16 protein-coding genes are annotated in these 16,996 nt (G+C 65.3%); 13 read left to right on the top strand and 3 right to left on the bottom strand.

The window, feature by feature from the left end:
• The first annotated feature begins 233 nt into the window (after nucleotides 1–233).
• The 3 genes from K309_RS0107750 to K309_RS0107760 all read left to right on the top strand — a co-directional run bounded on the left by K309_RS0107750 (nucleotide 234) and on the right by K309_RS0107760 (nucleotide 2,871).
• Complete coding sequence (locus K309_RS0107750) at nucleotides 234–977, top strand: response regulator (RefSeq protein WP_029045891.1); 744 nt, start codon at nucleotides 234–236, stop codon at nucleotides 975–977.
• A complete protein-coding gene (locus tag K309_RS0107755; protein ID WP_029045892.1) occupies nucleotides 974–2,275 on the top strand; it encodes an ATP-binding protein in 1,302 nt (433 codons plus the stop codon). The genes K309_RS0107750 and K309_RS0107755 overlap by 4 nt, the downstream gene beginning before the upstream one ends.
• Nucleotides 2,276–2,406: 131 nt before the next feature.
• Nucleotides 2,407–2,871: a MaoC family dehydratase gene (locus K309_RS0107760; RefSeq protein ID WP_029045893.1), complete on the top strand. Its 465-nt coding sequence runs from the start codon at nucleotides 2,407–2,409 to the stop codon at nucleotides 2,869–2,871.
• Nucleotides 2,872–2,964: 93 nt separating this feature from the next.
• Here the strand turns inward: K309_RS0107760 and K309_RS0107765 are convergent, their stop codons facing one another.
• Nucleotides 2,965–3,288 (bottom strand): hypothetical protein, encoded by a 324-nt coding sequence (locus K309_RS0107765; RefSeq protein ID WP_232232333.1) that lies wholly within the window; start codon nucleotides 3,286–3,288, stop codon nucleotides 2,965–2,967.
• A gap of 146 nt (nucleotides 3,289–3,434) precedes the next feature.
• Between K309_RS0107765 and ppk1 the strand changes: the two genes are divergently transcribed.
• A complete protein-coding gene (ppk1, locus tag K309_RS0107770; RefSeq protein WP_029045895.1) occupies nucleotides 3,435–5,570 on the top strand; it encodes a polyphosphate kinase 1 in 2,136 nt (711 codons plus the stop codon).
• 255 nt (nucleotides 5,571–5,825) lie between these two features.
• Entirely contained in the window at nucleotides 5,826–7,196 is a 1,371-nt protein-coding gene (locus tag K309_RS0107775) for an FAD-containing oxidoreductase (RefSeq protein ID WP_029045896.1), read from the top strand.
• Between the two features lie 26 nt (nucleotides 7,197–7,222).
• On the opposite strand, the gene K309_RS0107780 is transcribed toward K309_RS0107775, so the two are convergent.
• Entirely contained in the window at nucleotides 7,223–9,016 is a 1,794-nt protein-coding gene (locus K309_RS0107780; RefSeq protein ID WP_029045897.1) for a cytochrome c biogenesis protein DipZ, read from the bottom strand.
• A 425-nt stretch (nucleotides 9,017–9,441) separates the two neighbouring features.
• Between K309_RS0107780 and K309_RS0107785 the strand changes: the two genes are divergently transcribed.
• From K309_RS0107785 to K309_RS0107800, 4 genes are all read left to right on the top strand, one after another.
• Nucleotides 9,442–9,768: a hypothetical protein gene (locus tag K309_RS0107785; RefSeq protein ID WP_035877041.1), complete on the top strand. Its 327-nt coding sequence runs from the start codon at nucleotides 9,442–9,444 to the stop codon at nucleotides 9,766–9,768.
• A 130-nt stretch (nucleotides 9,769–9,898) separates the two neighbouring features.
• Nucleotides 9,899–10,441 (top strand): thioredoxin family protein, encoded by a 543-nt coding sequence (locus K309_RS0107790; protein WP_035877003.1) that lies wholly within the window; start codon nucleotides 9,899–9,901, stop codon nucleotides 10,439–10,441.
• Nucleotides 10,442–10,887: 446 nt separating this feature from the next.
• Nucleotides 10,888–11,313, top strand: coding sequence for a cupin domain-containing protein (locus K309_RS0107795; protein WP_029045900.1), 426 nt, complete (start codon nucleotides 10,888–10,890; stop codon nucleotides 11,311–11,313).
• Nucleotides 11,310–11,747, top strand: a complete 438-nt coding sequence (locus K309_RS0107800; RefSeq protein ID WP_029045901.1) for a carboxymuconolactone decarboxylase family protein — start codon at nucleotides 11,310–11,312, stop codon at nucleotides 11,745–11,747. The genes K309_RS0107795 and K309_RS0107800 overlap by 4 nt, the downstream gene beginning before the upstream one ends.
• 89 nt (nucleotides 11,748–11,836) lie before the next feature.
• On the opposite strand, the gene K309_RS43880 is transcribed toward K309_RS0107800, so the two are convergent.
• Nucleotides 11,837–12,766, bottom strand: coding sequence for a LysR family transcriptional regulator (locus tag K309_RS43880; protein WP_084402375.1), 930 nt, complete (start codon nucleotides 12,764–12,766; stop codon nucleotides 11,837–11,839).
• Nucleotides 12,767–12,893: 127 nt separating this feature from the next.
• Here K309_RS43880 and K309_RS36130 point away from each other — a divergent pair, with 127 nt between their 5' ends.
• The 4 genes from K309_RS36130 (at nucleotide 12,894) to maiA (ending at nucleotide 16,980) form a co-directional block, all read left to right on the top strand.
• On the top strand, nucleotides 12,894–14,273 hold the full coding sequence (locus tag K309_RS36130) for an MFS transporter (RefSeq protein WP_051320380.1): 1,380 nt from the start codon (nucleotides 12,894–12,896) through the stop codon (nucleotides 14,271–14,273).
• An 87-nt stretch (nucleotides 14,274–14,360) separates the two neighbouring features.
• The gene (locus K309_RS0107815; RefSeq protein ID WP_035877004.1) at nucleotides 14,361–15,560 is read left to right on the top strand and encodes a 3-hydroxybenzoate 6-monooxygenase; all 1,200 of its coding nucleotides are present in this window, start codon (nucleotides 14,361–14,363) and stop codon (nucleotides 15,558–15,560) included.
• A gap of 69 nt (nucleotides 15,561–15,629) precedes the next feature.
• Nucleotides 15,630–16,328, top strand: a complete 699-nt coding sequence (locus K309_RS0107820; protein ID WP_029045904.1) for a fumarylacetoacetate hydrolase family protein — start codon at nucleotides 15,630–15,632, stop codon at nucleotides 16,326–16,328.
• A 13-nt stretch (nucleotides 16,329–16,341) separates the two neighbouring features.
• On the top strand, nucleotides 16,342–16,980 hold the full coding sequence (maiA, locus tag K309_RS0107825; RefSeq protein ID WP_029045905.1) for a maleylacetoacetate isomerase: 639 nt from the start codon (nucleotides 16,342–16,344) through the stop codon (nucleotides 16,978–16,980).
• Nucleotides 16,981–16,996 lie beyond the last annotated feature (16 nt).

Raw genomic sequence — 16,996 nt, forward strand, 5'->3', positions numbered from 1 at the left:
GGGAAGCCGCCGGACTGGCCGGCTGCGTGAGCTGAAGAGTAGGGGCACGAGCGCATGGCGCCAATGTCATAGATGCAACGTTTTCTGCCATCGCCGCCCGGAGAGCCCGGATATGTACCGGATTGTGGCGCTTGCTGCGGCAGATACAGTGAGATACACGGAGAATCGCCGGCACCCATACAATGGCGACGGCACAGACTGGTGGTTCACCTGATTTTTCTGAGGGGATAAAGATGGATGCACACGTCGACCATATCCTGGTTGTCGATGACGACCGGGAAATCCGGGAACTGGTATCGACCTACCTGACCAAGAATGGCCTGCGTGTGACCGTGGCGCAGGATGGCAGGCAAATGCGGTCGATCCTGGAGGCCAATGCCGTTGACCTGATCGTGCTGGACGTGATGATGCCGGGCGACGATGGCCTGGTGCTTTGTCGTGAACTGCGAGCCGGCAAGCACAAGACCACGCCGATCCTGATGCTGACCGCGCGCAGCGACGAGACCGACCGCATCCTCGGCCTCGAAATGGGTGCCGACGACTACCTCCCCAAGCCTTTCGCGGCGCGCGAGCTGCTGGCTCGCATCAAGGCGGTGCTGCGCAGGACGCGCATGCTGCCGCCCAACCTGCAGATCACGGAAGCGGGCCAGTTGCTGGCGTTCGGCGACTGGCAGCTGGACACCACGGCGCGGCACCTGATCGACCGCGATGGCATCATCGTGGCGCTGAGTGGCGCGGAGTACCGCTTGTTGCGCGTGTTCGTCGACCATCCGCAGCGCGTGCTCAACCGCGACCAGCTGCTCAGCCTCACGCAAGGCCGCGAGGCGGAGATGTTCGAGCGGTCGGTCGACTTGCTGGTCAGCCGCCTGCGCCAGCATCTCAAGGACGATGCACGCGAGCCCCGCTACATCAAGACCGTGCGCAGCGAGGGCTACGTGTTCTCGATGCCGGTCGAGATCCGGGAGGCCCGGCAGTGAAATTCCGAGCCTTGCCGTGGCCCCGCACGCTGGGCTCGCGCCTGTTCCTGATCCTGCTGGCCGGGCTCGTGGTGGCCCATGGCTTGTCTTTCGGCGTGCTGTTTGCGGAGCGCTACATCAGCGCGCGTCAGGTGATGCTCGGCACGCTGGAAACCGACGTGTCGACGTCGATCGCCATCCTCGACCGTTTACCCGCAGCGGAGCGGCCGCAGTGGCTACGGTACGTGAATCGCGGCAATTACCAGTATGTGTTGGGGCCGGGTCTGCCGGGCATGCCGGAGATGAGCGAGCAGGCCCAGGAGATCGCGGACCGCATTACCGAGGCGAGCGGCGGCCGTTTCCCCGTCAGGGTCGAATCGATCCCGGGGCAAGGCAAACGCCTGCAGGCGCACCTGACCCTCAGCGATGGCAGCCCGCTGACCATCGATGTGCATCCGAAGCCGCCCCAGATCGCGCAATGGCTGCCCTATGTGCTGGTGCTGCAGCTGCTGCTGCTGGTGCTGTGCTGCTGGCTGGCCGTACGGCTGTCGCTGCGCCCGGTGGTGGCGCTGGCCAATGCCGCCGACGCGCTCGACCCGAACGCCGCGAGCGAGCCGCTGGCCGAGTCCGGTCCGACGGAGCTGGTGCGTGCCGCGCGCGCGTTCAACGCCATGCGGGAGCGCATCGCCCGCTTTGTCGAGGAACGCGTGCAGATCCTGGCGGCGATCTCGCACGACCTGCAGACGCCGATCACGCGCATGAAGCTGCGCGCCGAGATGGCGGAGGACTCGGAAGACAAGCGCAAGCTGGTGCACGACCTCACCGAGATCGAGACGCTGGTCAAGGAGGGACTGGCCTATGCGCGCGCCATGCATGACGATGGCGAGAAGGCATCGCGGATCGACGTCGGGTCTTTCATCGAGAGCCTGGTCTACGATTACCAGGACACCGGCAAGGCCGTCACGATCCTGCAGAACATCGGCGGCGCCATCATGACGCGCCCGCATGCCCTGCGCCGTATCCTGACCAACCTGACCGACAACGCCATCAAGTTCGGCGGGGCGGCGGAGCTGAGCGTGCGGCGCGACGGGGGCGCGGTGGTGATCGGCGTGCTCGATCGCGGCCCCGGCATCCCGGCGGAGAAGCTCGAATCCGTGATGCAGCCGTTTGTCCGGCTGGAGGCGTCGCGCAACCGCGAAACCGGCGGCACCGGCCTGGGCCTGGCCATCGCGCAGCAGCTGGCGCTGGCGATCGGGGGTTCGCTGACGCTGCGCAACCGGGAAGGGGGTGGGCTGGAGGCGCAGCTCAGGCTTGGCTGAGGGAACTAGCCTCGCTCGGGCCGCGCGGATTGTCCCGCGAAGCGCCGAGGTCGCTGCCAGCCGCCGCCCGGCGCGCACGCCGCACGCGCTGGTCATCGGGACCGCGCCACAACCATCTGGAGAAGCAAACCATGAACGTCCAATACATCGAGGATCTCGCCGCGGGCCAGAAATACGGTTCAGGGCGGCTGACCGTCGAGCCAGAGCGGATCAAGTCCTTTGCTGCCGAGTTCGACCCGCAGCCTTTCCATCTCGATGAAGCCGCTGCCGGCGACACGCTGTTCCGTGGCCTGGCCGCCAGCGGCTGGCACACGGCGGCGCTGACCATGCGCCTGCTGGTCGACGGCGAGTTCCGGCCGGCGGGCGGCATCATCGGCGCCGGCTTCGAGGAGCTGCGCTGGCCAAGGCCGGTACGGCCCGGCGATACGTTGCACATCGCGAGCGAAATACTGGAGGTGCGGATCTCGAAGTCGCGCCCCGACCAGGGCATCGTGAAAGTGCGCACCACCACCTTCAACCAGGATGAGGAGCCAGTGCAGATCCTCACCGGCAACCTGATCGTGCAACGGCGCCCTGCAACAGATGTGCAGGCGTAGGCGTCTGAAGACCCTCGGCTTCGGGGGAATGAATTAACGACGTAATGAAAAAGCCCCCGGCATCAGCGTCGTGACGGACCGTCGTTACGGCCGCTAGTGAGAAGCCGAACTCGCTCCGCCGCCAGCGGCCTCATTCTCCCGCAGCCTTTGCAGGGATTTGGTCAACCTGGCGCCATGTCCGCTGTCGGCGGCCAGCAGCAGTGCTTCGATGCAGGATTCGAGACCAGCAAGCCCGGCATCTCCCGGCCTTCCAGCTTTCATCTCCTGAAACTCCTTGCTGATGCGCTTGGCCAGCTTGCGGACAAACTCGGGGTCAAGATCGCCTTGCACTGCAGCATGCCGGATGTGCTCGATCAATCTCGCCAGGCCCTCGGACGTGGTTTCGCTGGCATATGGCATTTCCTGTGTCATTGTCATTGGCGACTCCATGGGGCAAGTCGGATCATTCTAGGTCGCCGATGTTCGGGGGGAGTGCGTCTTTCGCGAATACCGGAGCCAGAATCGCGTCGCTATGCGCAATACGCCAGCTAGAATCTGGAAAGGTTTCCCCTTGGCACGGAATCATGAAACGCGAATCCAGCTCCATGCAGAACGGGTTGCCGGGTGCTCGGGGGGCGGGGCGCCCGGGCGACCTGGCGGATGAGGCGAGCTTGTCCAATGGCAATGAGTTCTACATCAACCGCGAGCTCAGCCAGCTGGAGTTCTTCGGCCGCGTCCTGCAGCAGGCAGCCGATCCCGCCATTCCGCTGCTCGAGCGGCTGCGTGCCCTGTGCACCTTCAGCAGCAACCTGGATGAGTTCTATGAAATTCGCGTAGCGGGCCTGAGGGAGCAGTGCGCGCTTCAGTCGCCGGTTGGCGGCCCGGACGGGCTTACGCCGCAGGTCGTCTATGCCACGGTCAACCAGCGGGTGCGCGAACTGATAGATCAGCAGTATCGCCTGTTCAATGAGGTGTTGATTCCGGCCATGGCGGAGCAGCAGATTTGCTTCCTGCGGCGGCCATCGTGGAATGCCGAGCAGAAGGCATGGATTCGCGAATTCTTCTTCGCCGAGCTGATGCCGGTCCTGACACCCATCGCGCTCGATCCCGCGCATCCGTTCCCACGCGTGCTCAACAAGAGCCTGAACTTTGCGGTTGAGCTCGAGGGCAAGGATGCGTTCGGCCGCAACTCCGGCAATGCAATCGTGCAGGCGCCACGAGCGCTGCCACGTGTCATCGCTCTGCCCGCTGACATTTCGGGGTGCGAGCATGGCTTTGTCTTTCTCTCGTCTATCCTGCATGCCCATGTCGGCGAACTGTTCAGTGGCATGTCGGTACGGGGCTGCTATCAGTTCCGTGTGACCCGGAACAGTGAATTGTTCGTGGACGAGGAGGAGATCAAGAACCTGCGCGAGGCGCTGCAAGGCGAACTGCCGCACCGCCATCTTGGCGACGCGGTCCGGCTGGAAGTCGCGGACAACTGCACGCCGGCAATGACGACCTTCCTGCAGGAACAGTTCGGGCTGGCACCAGGTGAAGTGTTTTCGGTAAACGGGCCGGTCAACCTGGTTCGCCTGATGCAGGTGCCGGATCAGGTCGACAGGCCGGAACTGAAGTACATGCCTTTCCGGCCAGGCTTGCCAAAGATCCTGCTGGAACATTCCGATGTCTTTCGCGCCATGCGCGATGGCGACATCCTGCTGCACCATCCATTCCAGTCATTTGCACCGGTCGTCGATTTCGTCAGGCAGGCGGCACGGGATCCCGATGTCGTGGCAATCAGTCAGACCGTGTATCGAGCCGGACACGACTCGGTCCTGTTGTCGGCACTCATCGAGGCTGCGCGCAACGGCAAGGAGGTCACCGCCGTGGTGGAGTTGCTGGCCCGCTTCGATGAAGAGGCGAACATCGGCTGGGCGGCGCAACTGGAGGCAGTTGGCGCGCATGTCATCTATGGAGTCGTCGGTTTCAAGGCCCATGCAAAGATGGTCATGGTGCTGCGGCGGGAGGGTGGAAAGCTCAGGCGCTATGTCCACCTCGGCACGGGGAACTATCACCACGAGACATCGCGCACGTATACGGATTTTGGGTTGCTGACATGCGATGAATCGTTGACGCAGGACGTGGCACAAGTCTTCAGCCAGCTGACCGGCCGCGGGCAGACGCAGAGCATGACCCATATCTGGCAATCGCCGTTTACGTTGAAGAAGCAGTTGCTGGCGGCGATCCGAGGCGAAGCCGAGCACGCCAGGGCCGGGCGCAAGGGACGGATTATCGCCAAGATGAATGCGCTGCTGGAGCCGGAGTTGATCCAGGCGCTATACGATGCCTCGCGTGAAGGCGTGCGTATCGACCTGATCGTCAGGGGCGCCTGTGCGCTGCGGCCAGGCGTGGCTGGCCTGTCGGAACACATCGCAGTGAAATCGGTCATGGGCCGATTTCTTGAGCACTCGCGCATCTTCTATTTTCACAACGGCGGGGCAGAGAAGGTCATGCTGTCCAGCGGGGAATGGATGGAACGAAGCCTGTCCCGGCGGATCGAGATCTGTTTTCCCATCCTGGATCCCCGGCTGAAGGAACGTGTCATTTCTGAAGGCCTGAAGGCGTACCTTTCCGACCGGCGCGACACATGGGTGATGACGCCTGGCGGTACCTATCAGCGCCAGCTTGCGCGTGACGGCGAGGCAGCGCAGAACATATTGCTGTCCGCACTGACGTGAGTGCATCGGCAATGGGATCTAACGCCCTGATGTCAGAAACATGACAGTCCTGGCGGGAGGGCCTCGCAATGAAGCGTAGCGCAGCCGCTTCGGCGGTACGGCGGATGGGATCTCGCATCTGTGACATCGCCAAATTCCAGGCGGTTGCCTATGCTTGGGCATGAGCCAGCCACGATTGCTGCCCGATCCTCAGCGCGGATGCCCCGCTGCGCATGGTGAGTGCGGCGGGCGCGGCACAAGGCAAGGAGGAGCGTGATGGCCCAGGGATTCGACGCGATCATCATCGGCACCGGACAAGCCGGCCCCGCGCTTGCCGCGCGGCTGTCCGGCGCGGGCATGAAAGTGGCAGTCATCGAGCGCGCGCATTTTGGCGGCACCTGCGTGAACACCGGCTGCATTCCTACCAAGACCCTGATCGCAAGCGCGTATGCGGCTCACCTTGCGCGGCGGGCGAGCGACTATGGCGTGACGATTGGCGGGCCGGTCGCTGTCGACATGAGGCAGGTGAAGGCGCGCAAGGATGAAATCCGCGGACGTTCCGCCAGTGGCGTGGAACAGTGGATGCGCGGCCTGGCCAACGGCGTGGTCTACCAGGGGCACGCCCGCTTTGAAAGCGCGCACGGCGTGCGCGTCAATGGCGAATTGCTGCAAGCCGATCGCATCTTTATCAACGTCGGCGGCCGGGCCCTCGTTCCGCCGATGCCCGGGCTCGACACGGTGGCATACCTGACCAATTCGGGCATGATGGACGTGGACTACCTGCCGGAGCATCTGGTCGTCATTGGCGGCAGCTACATCGGCCTGGAGTTTGCGCAGATGTACCGGCGCTTTGGCGCCAGGGTGACCGTGGTCGAAAAAGGCCAGCGCCTGATCCAGCGCGAAGACGAAGACGTGTCGGAGGCGGTACGGGAGATCCTGGAGCGCGAGGGGGTGGAAATCCGCCTCGATGCCAACTGCCTGACCGCTCGCCGGGCGGCAGAGGGCGTCTCCGTCGGGCTCGATTGCGCGACTGGTTCGCGCGATGTGCACGGCTCGCATCTGCTGTTGGCGGTGGGGAGGGTGCCCAACACGGAAGACCTGGGACTGGACAAGGCAGGCGTCGAAACCGACGAGCGCGGCTATATCAAGGTGGATGAGCAGTTGCGCACCAGCGTCCCGGGCATCTGGGCGCTGGGTGACTGCAACGGCCGCGGGGCGTTCACGCATACGTCGTATCACGACCACGAGATCGTCGCCGCCAACCTGCTCGACAATGATCCCCGCACGGTTGCGGACCGCATCACGGCCTATGCCTTGTTTACCGATCCCCCGCTCGGGCGCGCCGGCATGACGGAAACGCAGGCCCGCCAGACCGGACGCAAGGTGCTGGTCGGCAGGCGCCCCATGAGCCGCGTCGGGCGCGCCGTGGAAAAGGGCGAAAGCCAGGGCTTCATGAAGGTGGTGGTCGACGCCGAGACCCGCTTGATCCTGGGTGCGGCAATCCTGGGCCTGAACGGCGACGAGGTGATTCACTCGCTGCTCGACGTGATGTATGCCGGGGCGCCCTATACCACCATCAGCCGCGCCATGCACATCCATCCGACCGTGTCCGAGCTGGTGCCGACGATGCTGCAGGAGCTGGCATAAGAGGAATGCGTGGATGGAAGCCGGCGTCAGCCGAAAGTGAAGGCATAGGCCTGCGCACCGGGATCCAGGAAGCGGATTTCGAAGGTGTGCTCGCCCACCTTGCCGGCCTGGCGCACCAGCTGATATAGCCGCGTCTGCGTGACCGCGCCGTTGCCGGCGGCATCGATGTCGGCGCCGTGGCTGTCGCCAGGCGGCTTGCCGTCGATCGTCACCAGGAAACGCACCGCCCGGCCGTCGGGCGCCGGACCCAGCACCAGGTGAAGGTCGCGTGCATGGAAGCGATAGGCGACGCTGCCATCGGCCTTGTCGAGGGTAGCCCGCTCGGCGCCTACGGTCCATTGACCGGCCAGGCCCCACTGGTTGAGCCGGAGCTTGCCGACGCTGTACCGCTGCGGAGCATCCTGCCGCATGCCACCCGGTGAGGCGAAGTTGGCGGCTTGCAGATAGCCCAGGTAGGTTTCGCCGGAGCGGAGGTTGGACAGGTCTGGTGCGGCCTGGGCGCCCTCGGCTAGCGGGGCGACGACATCGCGCGCCGTGGACGGCCGGCCGGCTTCTGCCAGCAGCGCCTGGATCACGCGCTCCGAGTTGGCGTAGTCACCCTCGCCGAACTGGTGGTGGCGGATATTGCCGTGGGCATCGACAAAATACGCGGCGGGCCAGTAGCTGTTCTGGAAGGCGCGCCAGATGCGGTAGTCGCTGTCGACGGCGACAGGGAAGCCGATGCGAAAGTTCCTGACCGCGCGCTGCACGTTGTCCGTTGACTTCTCGAAAGCGAACTCGGGCGTGTGCACGCCGATCACCGTCAGGCCCTGGTCCTTGTACTTGTCCGCCCACGCGCGCAAATAGGGCAGGGTGCGGATGCAGTTGATGCAGGAGTATGTCCAGAAGTAGACCAGCGTGACGTTGCCCCGCAAGTGATCGCGCGCGAGCGGTGCCGAGTTGATCCATTGCACGGCGCCGTCGAGTGCCGGCATGCGGCCCTCCACCGGCAGGCGGCTCGGCATGGCCACCGGCGTGTCATTGGCGGCCAGCAGCATGCCGGTGCCGGGCTGCGCCGCCGCATGCGCGGCCTGCGGCGCAGGGCGCGCCTTGTGCAGCACGTCGACCAGCGCCTGTTCGATCCGCACCGGTCCGCTCGCGGACAGGGGGGCCAGCAGGCCGGTTTCGGCGCCCAGCCCGATGGCAAGCACGCCGCCAAGCACGCCGGCGCCCAGCCCTCGGCGCACCCATTCGCTGGCACCCATCGACCGCTTCATGGCAGCAAACACGTGTGCGCCGATGCCGAGCGCGGCCGCCAGCGAGGTGGCCGCGCCCGCGGCATAGGCGGCGAGCGCCAGGGAGGTCGAGACGCTCGCACCCTGTAGCGCCGCACCGGTCAGCACAATGCCGAGGATTGGCCCCGCGCAGGGTACCCATAGCATCCCGGTGGCGATGCCGAGCAGCAGCGATCCCCATGGCGAAGGTGGCCCCGCCAGGGCCGAGGCAGCCGCGCCGTTGCCGGCCAGGCGGTTGCCAAGCGCCACCAGGGGCCGGGCCAGCCTATCCGCCACTCCTGGCAGGAGCAGGGAGAGCCCGAACAGCGCCAGCAGCGACAGGGCGGCCACGCGCCCATAGGCGTTGGCTTGCACAGCCCAGGTGCCGCCGGCCGACGCCAGCGTGGCGACGGCGGCAAAAGTCAGCGCCATGCCGGCCAGCATCGGCAGCTTGCCGCGCAGGAACGGCTGGCCGGTGCGGCTTAGCACGAACGGCAGGACCGGCAGTATGCAGGGGCTCAGGATGGTCAGTACACCCCCGAGGTAGGCGAGTATCAGCAGGCTCATGATCAGTGTGCTCTCACAGGGCTTGGCTTCCCCGTATCAGACACCGTCTGCGTAGCCGGATTGTGTCGTGGATCGGCGCTTGTGTACCGGATTGTCGAGCCTGTGCCGCCAGATACATTGCCATACAAAAGCCCGCCGCGGCCCGCACCGGGCGGGGCGAAAGCGGCCCGCCCGGTCTGCGCTGAGCGTCGAGAGTGCCGTACTGGCCCGCTCTGGCTGTCAGGGACGGGTCGGGCGACGTACCGACTTTGTACGCCTTTGTATCAAGACGACGTCCCGACACGTCCGGCGACAAAAGTTCCGTCCACCCGTTAAGGGCCAGATACATCGGTCGCCTTCAATGCAATCCGTGGCACGGCGGTGAACTGCAACGCAAGCAATCCCGGTGAGCCGCAACCCCGATGACCATTTCCTGGGAGCTGATCATGACCGCCAATACTGTCAATATTGCCAAGCGTCTTGTCTTCGCCGTCGCCCTGCTGGCCGCTGCCGCTGGCGCACAGGCCGCGTCGTCAGGCATCGGTGCGCGCGACCCGTACACCGACGGCGCCCGTGCCGTGCATGATGCGCGCGATCCGTTCAACGAGGGCGCACGCTCGGTACAGTCGCCGCGCAGCCCATACAGCGACGGCGCTCGCTATGTCGATCCGTTCGCGGACGGCGCACGTTCGCTGGCCGGCATGGATCGCACCGGCGTATCGGCGGAGCCGTCGCGCAGCGCCGACCCGTATCTGGACGGTGCCTACGCCTGACGCCATGCAACCTGAGTGGCCGGGGCCGCATACGGCGCTTACCGAGCCGATCCGCCGCGCGCCGGCGGAGGCCGGAGCGGACGGGCCCCAGGTGCACCCGCTTCCATCACAATCCTGCAGGGCCAGCATCATGCGCACGACGTTATCCCGCCTCGTACCGATAGGGCTGCTGATCGCGGCAGCCGGCATTGTTGCCTTCGGCCAGCGAGGCTTCGCCCCGACCGTTGGCGACCAGGGCCACGCGCCCGAGTTCGCAGGGATCCATCAGTGGCTGAACTCGCCGCCGCTGACCATGGAGGGCCTGCGCGGCAAAGTCGTGCTGGTCGACTTCTGGACCTATGCCTGCGGCAACTGCATCAACACGCTGCCATACGTGAAGCGGTGGCACGACAAGTACAAGGATCAGGGCCTGGTCGTGGTGGGCGTCCACACGCCGGAATTCCCGTTCGAGAAATCGACCGCCAACGTGCAGGCGGCGATCAGGCGCTTCGATATCCGCTATCCGGTTGCCCAGGACAATGCCTACGCCACGTGGTCAGCCTTTAGCAACCAGTACTGGCCCGCCCTCTACCTGATCGATGCCAATGGCCGCATCGTGTACAAGCACTATGGCGAGGGCAGCTACGCCGAAACCGAAGCCGCCATCCGCAAGCTGCTGGAGGAACGCAAGTAGGCGCCTCGCGCTGGCTCTCACGGACGCGGCGAAGGCCGCGCCAGTGGATGACAACAGGCCGCGCTGGTTGAGGGCCACATCGGCGGGCGCCTGAAAGGCAAGTGCTTCTGCACGATTCGCGCGCGGGGGATAGATCCACTCTCCTGAACCAACTCTCAAGTAACAGGCCGACTCCGCTGCGGCGTGGCGCGCCCGATCGAAACAGCGAGCTCTCGTTTGCGCCACAAGGTTTTTTTGCCGACTGCTACCCGACGGCCCACTCGCGTCGCTTGCACATCGGCGAGCAATCCATTATCTTTACTACGACTACTATAATCGTAGTTTAATGCGCGGAACGCCAGGGACCTGATCTCTGTAACGAAGCACCGGTTCGAACTGGAGGAACTGGTTGGATGCATCCCGGCACTACCGGACTTCTCACCCAGGTTCCAATCAAGGAAATAGACATGAAACCCAAACGCCTTCTTTTGTCCCTCATGGCCGCCACGACGATGGCATTCTGTGGCGCCGCAGCCGCGCATGGAACCAGTGAGACGGTGAAGGAGAACTTCGCCCGAGCCATCACCAACATCCCCAGCAAGTCACTCGTCGCGGTAGAGGTGCTTTATCCGCCGGGGGCCGCCTCCGCGCCGCATTTCCACGCCAGGTCGGCGTTCATCTATGCCTATGTCGTCTCGGGCAGCATTGCGAGCAAGGTTGACGATGGGCCGGAACGCATCTACAAGGCGGGCGAGAGCTTCCATGAAGAGCCAGGATCGCACCACGCAGTCAGCCGCAACGCGAGCAAGTCAAAGCCCGCCAAACTGCTGGCCGTGTTTGTGGTGGACAGCGATGACAAGGAACTGACGACGTTGGAAAGGAGCGCGAAATGAGGCTCGACTATACAAAAGCGTCGCCGGGCGGCGTGAAGGCGTTCGGCAGTGTCTACGGATACATCATGCAATCAGGGCTGGATGCGGTTCTCGTGGAGCTGGTCTACCTGCGCGTCAGCCAGATCAATGGCTGCGCATACTGCCTGGACATGCACACGCGCGAGCTGGGGAAGAAGGGCGTATCGGGAGCAAAGCTCGCGCTGGTGCAAGTCTGGCAGGAGGCGGGCGCTCTCTTCAGTGAACGCGAGAAGGCTGCACTTGCCTGGGCTGAGTCTGTGACCCGCGTCTCCGAAACGCACGTCCCGGATGAGGCCTTCGACGCGGCCGCGGCAGTCTTCAGCGAAAAGGAGCTCGCCGACCTGACGATGGCGATCAGCCTGATGAATGCATTCAACCGGCTCGCGATCAGTTTCCGCCGCCAGCCACAAGTGTGATGCTTGGGCGAGGACCAGGCGGCCATCATTGGACAGGGTCAGCTCGCCGCCCTGTTCATGACTACAAGCCTGGCTGGCCAGGGCACTCTTTACTCGCCCGTGGATTCGCCGAACAACTCCTGCGTGAGCGCCCGCAGCCAGCGATTGCCCGGATCGTCATGCTGACAGCGATGCCAGTGTTGCCGGAGATCGAAAGCGGGAATCGGAAACGGCGGCTTGAGCACCTGTACGTCGGCAATGCGCGCGAACAGTTCGCCTACTGGCAGCGGCACCGTGACGACGAGATCGGTCGATGCAATCACGAGCGGGATGCTGAGGAAATGCGGAGAACGCAGCAGCTCGCGCCGCACAATGTCGTGCTGGCGCAGATACGCCTCGACCAGCTCCTGGCTACGGCTTTCGCTCTGGATCACGGCATGGGACAGCGTCCGGAACTGTGCCGCCGTCAGGCGCCCCCGTGCGATCGGATGGTCCTTGCGCGCCAGGCATACGAACCCGTGCCGGAACAGGCGCTGCTGGAACACGTCCGAGCCGCCGAGATCCGGATAGTAGCCGATGGCCAGGTCGATCCTGCCGCGTTCGAGCTGGTCCATGATGTCCGTGTGCCGGCCCGAGACCGTGCGCACGTCCACATGAGGCGCCTCCTGCATGAGCCGCGCCAGCAGGCGCGGCAGGAAGGCAGCTTCACCCACGTCCGACAGGGCCAGCGTAAACGTCCTGCGCGCCTGCGCCGGCTCGAAGCGCGGCGCCGTCAACAGGTGCTCACGCACCTGCGATAACACCCCCTGCACGACCGGCGCCAGCGCCACCGCGCGCGGCGACGGCTGCATGCCCGTGCGGACCTTCAGGAACAGCGGATCGCCGAGCTGGTCGCGCATCCGCTGCAACGCATGCGACATCGCCGGCTGGCTCACGCCGATTTCCTCGGCCGCCCGGCCCAGGTGTCCGTGCCGCCACAGCGCGTCAAACACCCGCAGCAGGTTCATGTCGAAGTTATCCATTTCGTTCATGACCATCATTCCTGTCATTTGATTGCCGAATGATAAGCAAGGAACGAGACTTCCGTCATCCGGATTGGCCCGCAGCGCGACAAGGCCGACCGGAGCAGGACCCAACACAGAACATGTCGCGCATCCAAGGAGACACATGTACCCGCCCCCTATCAGCATTGCGTCGGTCATCGACGCACGGCCGCTTGGCGCCTACCGGCTTCGCATCTTTATCGTCTGCTTCCTCGTCGTGCTGATGGACGGCTTCGATACCCAGGCCATCGGCTTTGCGGCCAAGGCCATGTCTTCATCCCTCGATATTCCCATCGCGCTGTTCGGGCAGGTCTTCTCCGCGGGCCTGCTGGGGGCCATGCTTGGCGCCTTCCTGCTCGGCCCGCTGGCTGACCGCTTTGGCCGCCGCTGGCTGCTGGCCACCTCGATCCTGATCTTCTCGGTCTTCTCTCTGCTCACGCCGCATGCGCCCACGCTGCCGGAACTGCTGTTGGTGCGGTTCCTCGCAGGCCTCGGCCTTGGCGGCGCCATTCCGAACCTGCTGGCGCTGTCTGCCGAATACACGCCGCGGCCCATGCGCGGCATGATGACCGGCGTGCTCTATGCCGGCTTCCCGCTGGGCGGTGCCGTGGGTGCGCTCGCCAGTTCGCACATCGTGCCGCACTACGGCTGGCCGGCACTGTTCTATCTCGGTGGCGTGCTGCCGCTGGGCCTTGCGCTGCTGGTGATCGTGGGCCTGCCCGAATCGCTGCCGTTCCTGCTCCGGCGCAAGGACGGCCAGGGTGCGGTGCGCGCCATCGCCGCGCGCATTGCGGGTCGTGCGCCCGGGTCCGATCGCCATGTCACCTATGTCGATGCCGAGGAACGCGTGCGTGGCCTGCCTTTCCGGCAGCTGCTCTCAGGGGGGCGGCTCGTTGCCACGCTGCTGCTGTGGGCCGGTTTCTTCATGTGCTTCGTGCTGCTGATCGTGCTGGTGCTGTGGACGCCTGCGCTGCTGCGCGGCGAGGGCGTCGCAGAGCACGATGCCGCGCTCGTGGTCGCCTTGATCAATCTGGGCAGTGTGGCGGGCACTGCCGCCGGCGGCCGCCTCGTGGACCGTTTCGGTCCGTACCTGACGCTGCCGATGCTGTTCATGCTCGGTGCGTTGAGCGTGTCGCCGCTCGGTTATGTCACGCAATCGCTGACCTCGCTTGCCATCGCCGCCACGCTGTCCGGCTTCTTCATGGGCGCCGGCAGTTCCGGGCTGCTGAGCCTGGCCGTGCTGAGCTACCCGAGCGGGATGCGTGCCACCGGCGTGGGCTGGGCCATGGCGCTTGGCCGTATGGGCCAGGTTACCGGACCGCTCATCGTCGGTGCCTTGCTTGCGAGCGGCTTCAGCATCAAGACCATTTTCCTGTGCAGCGCCGTTCCGGCCGCCATCGCCGCCGCCGCGATCTTCACGTTGCGGCTAGTGCGCGCCGCGGCGACGACACAAGGCGACACGGCCGCGGGCGCCGCGCTGCCCGCGGCGCTGGACGGCCAATAGCCGCCGGCTTCATCTATCGCAATCGTTGTACGCGACGTCGGTCACGCAGCCTCGTGGCGGATGTCGCCCGGACCTATAAGGAGTGTCATGCGTACTACCATTCAGTCAGCCCCGGTGCTCGTCGTCGGCGGCGGCATCGGAGGCCTTGCGGCGGCGCTCGCGCTGGCGCGCGAGGGCTGCCATGTCAAAGTGCTGGAGCAGGCCAGCGTCATCGGCGAAATCGGCGCTGGCGTGCAGTTCGGCCCCAATGCCTTTGCCGCCTTTGATGCGCTTGGCGTGGGCGAGCGCGCGCGCAGCCATGCCGTCTACACCGATCACATGATGATGATCGATGCGATCGACGGCAAGACCGTTGCCGATATTCCCGTCGGCGAAGCCTTTCGCAAGCGCTTTGGCAATCCGTATGCGGTCACGCACCGTGCTGACGTCCACAACTCGCTGCTGGAGGGCGTGCGCGAGACCGACCGGATTGAATTTGTCACCGCGACGCGCATCGTCGAGGTGCGGCAGTCAGCGGACGGCGTCACCGCCTTCGACGAGCAGGGAAACAGCTACCATGGCTGTGCCCTGATTGGCGCCGACGGCGTGAAGTCCGCCATCCGTCAGCAACTGGTCGGCGATCCGCCGCGCGTATCGGGGCACGTGGTGTACCGCGCGGTGATCGATGCGGGGCAGTTCCCGCGTGACATGCAATGGAACGCACCGGTGCTCTGGGTGGGGCCGAACTGCCATGTCGTGCATTACCCGGTCCGCGCCGGCGAGCAGTACAACCTCGTGGTGACGTTCCACAGCCGCAAGCAGGAGACCTGGGGCGTCAGCGAGGGCAGCCAGGAGGAGGTGCTTTCGTACTTCCAGGGCATCGATGCCCGTCCGCTTGGCCTGCTTTCGCTGCCGCCGACCTGGCGGCGCTGGGCCACGGCGGACCGCGAGCCTGTCGGGCAATGGACGCACGGCCGGATCACGCTGCTCGGTGACGCCGCGCATCCGCTGCTGCAGTACCTCGCGCAGGGTGCATGCATGGCCGTGGAGGACGCCGTCACGCTCGGTGCCGCGGTCCGCGCCTGCGACGGAGATCTGCCGCGCGCCTTTTCCTTGTATCAGGACGCCCGCATCACCCGCACCGCTCGCGTGGTGCTGTCCACCCGCGAGTTTGGCCGCCTGTGCCATGCATCCGGCGTCGAGCGCCTGGTGCGCAATTCCCTGTGGAAGAGCCACTCGCCGGAGCGCTTCTACGACTCGCTGGAGTGGCTCTACGGCTGGAAGGCAGAGACCTGCCTGTCCGCCTGACGGCCACGTCCCGCATCCCCGATTTCGAACTGGATCTCGACCTTGCAGATCCGACTCCTGGAGTCCCGCATGTCCTTTGTCATCCCCCCCATTCCCGCCGTCACGATTCCCGTGGCCGGTGGCAATGGACAGTTTCCCGTGCGCCGCATCTACTGTGTCGGCCGCAACTACGCCGCGCACGTGCGCGAGATGGGCATGGACCCGAGCCGCGAGCCGCCGTTCTTCTTCTGCAAGCCCACCGATGCGATTGTGGCGGCACCGGCGGGTGCCGGTGCGCAGATTTCCTATCCGCCGGCGACCGGACAGTTTCACTTTGAGATCGAACTCGTGGCCGCGATCGGCCGCGCGGGACGGAACATACCGGTCGAGCAGGCCCATGAGCACATCTGGGGCTATGCGGTCGGCATCGACATGACGCGGCGCGACCTGCAGATCGCGGCGCGCGATCGCGGCCGCCCCTGGGAACCCGGCAAGGGTTTCGACCAGTCCGCGCCGGTCTCGCTGCTGCATCCTGCCAGCGAAACCGGCCATCCCGCCACCGGAGAGATCTGGCTGCAGGTCGATGGGCAGGACCGCCAGCGCAGCGACCTGGACAAGCTGATCTGGTCGGTGCCGGAGATCATCGCAAACCTGTCGACGCTCTTTGCACTGCAGCCCGGCGATCTCGTCTTCACCGGCACGCCCGAAGGTGTCGGGCCGGTGCGCAGCGGCGAGGTCATGCGTGGCGGCGTCGCCGGGTTGACCGATGTCGAAGTGCGGGTAGCCTGAAGGCGGGTCAACCATGGATCTGTACAACTTCTTCAACAGTTCCGCGGCGTATCGCGTGCGCATCGCCATGGCGCTGAAGAACGTCCGCTGGAACCACATCGGCGTGAACCTGCGCGCCGGAGAGCAGGACCGCCCTGAGTATCTTGCACGCAATCCGAACCGGCTGGTTCCGACGCTGCACGACGGCGGGCAGACCGTCACGCAATCGCTGGCAATCATCGACCATCTCGATCGCAAGTGGCCGGTGCCGCGGCTGATTCCCGCCGACGGTCCGGCCCGTACACGGGTGCTGGAGGTGGCCCTGACCATCGCCTGCGACATGCACCCGTTGAACAATCTGCGCGTGCAGAAATACCTTGGCGTCTGCCTTGGCTTTGCCGACGCTGACAAAGCCGAATGGGTCGCACACTGGCTCACCGCCGGATTCAGCGCCTTGGAGCCCTGGCTGTCCGCGGACGGCGGCTGGTGCGTCGGCGACGCGCCTACCCTGGCCGACTGCTGCCTGGTGCCGCAGGTCGCCAACGCGCTGCGTGCGGGTTTCAGCCTGGAACCTTTCCCCCGCGTGCGGCGGGCTTACGAGCACTGCATGCGCCACGAGGCCTTCCGCGTCGCGGCGCCGAGTGCCCAACCCGATTACGTAGCCGCCCACTGATATCGATGCAGGAGGC

This window comes from Cupriavidus phytohabitans, from assembly GCF_000426345.1.
Lineage (GTDB): Bacteria > Pseudomonadota > Gammaproteobacteria > Burkholderiales > Burkholderiaceae > Cupriavidus.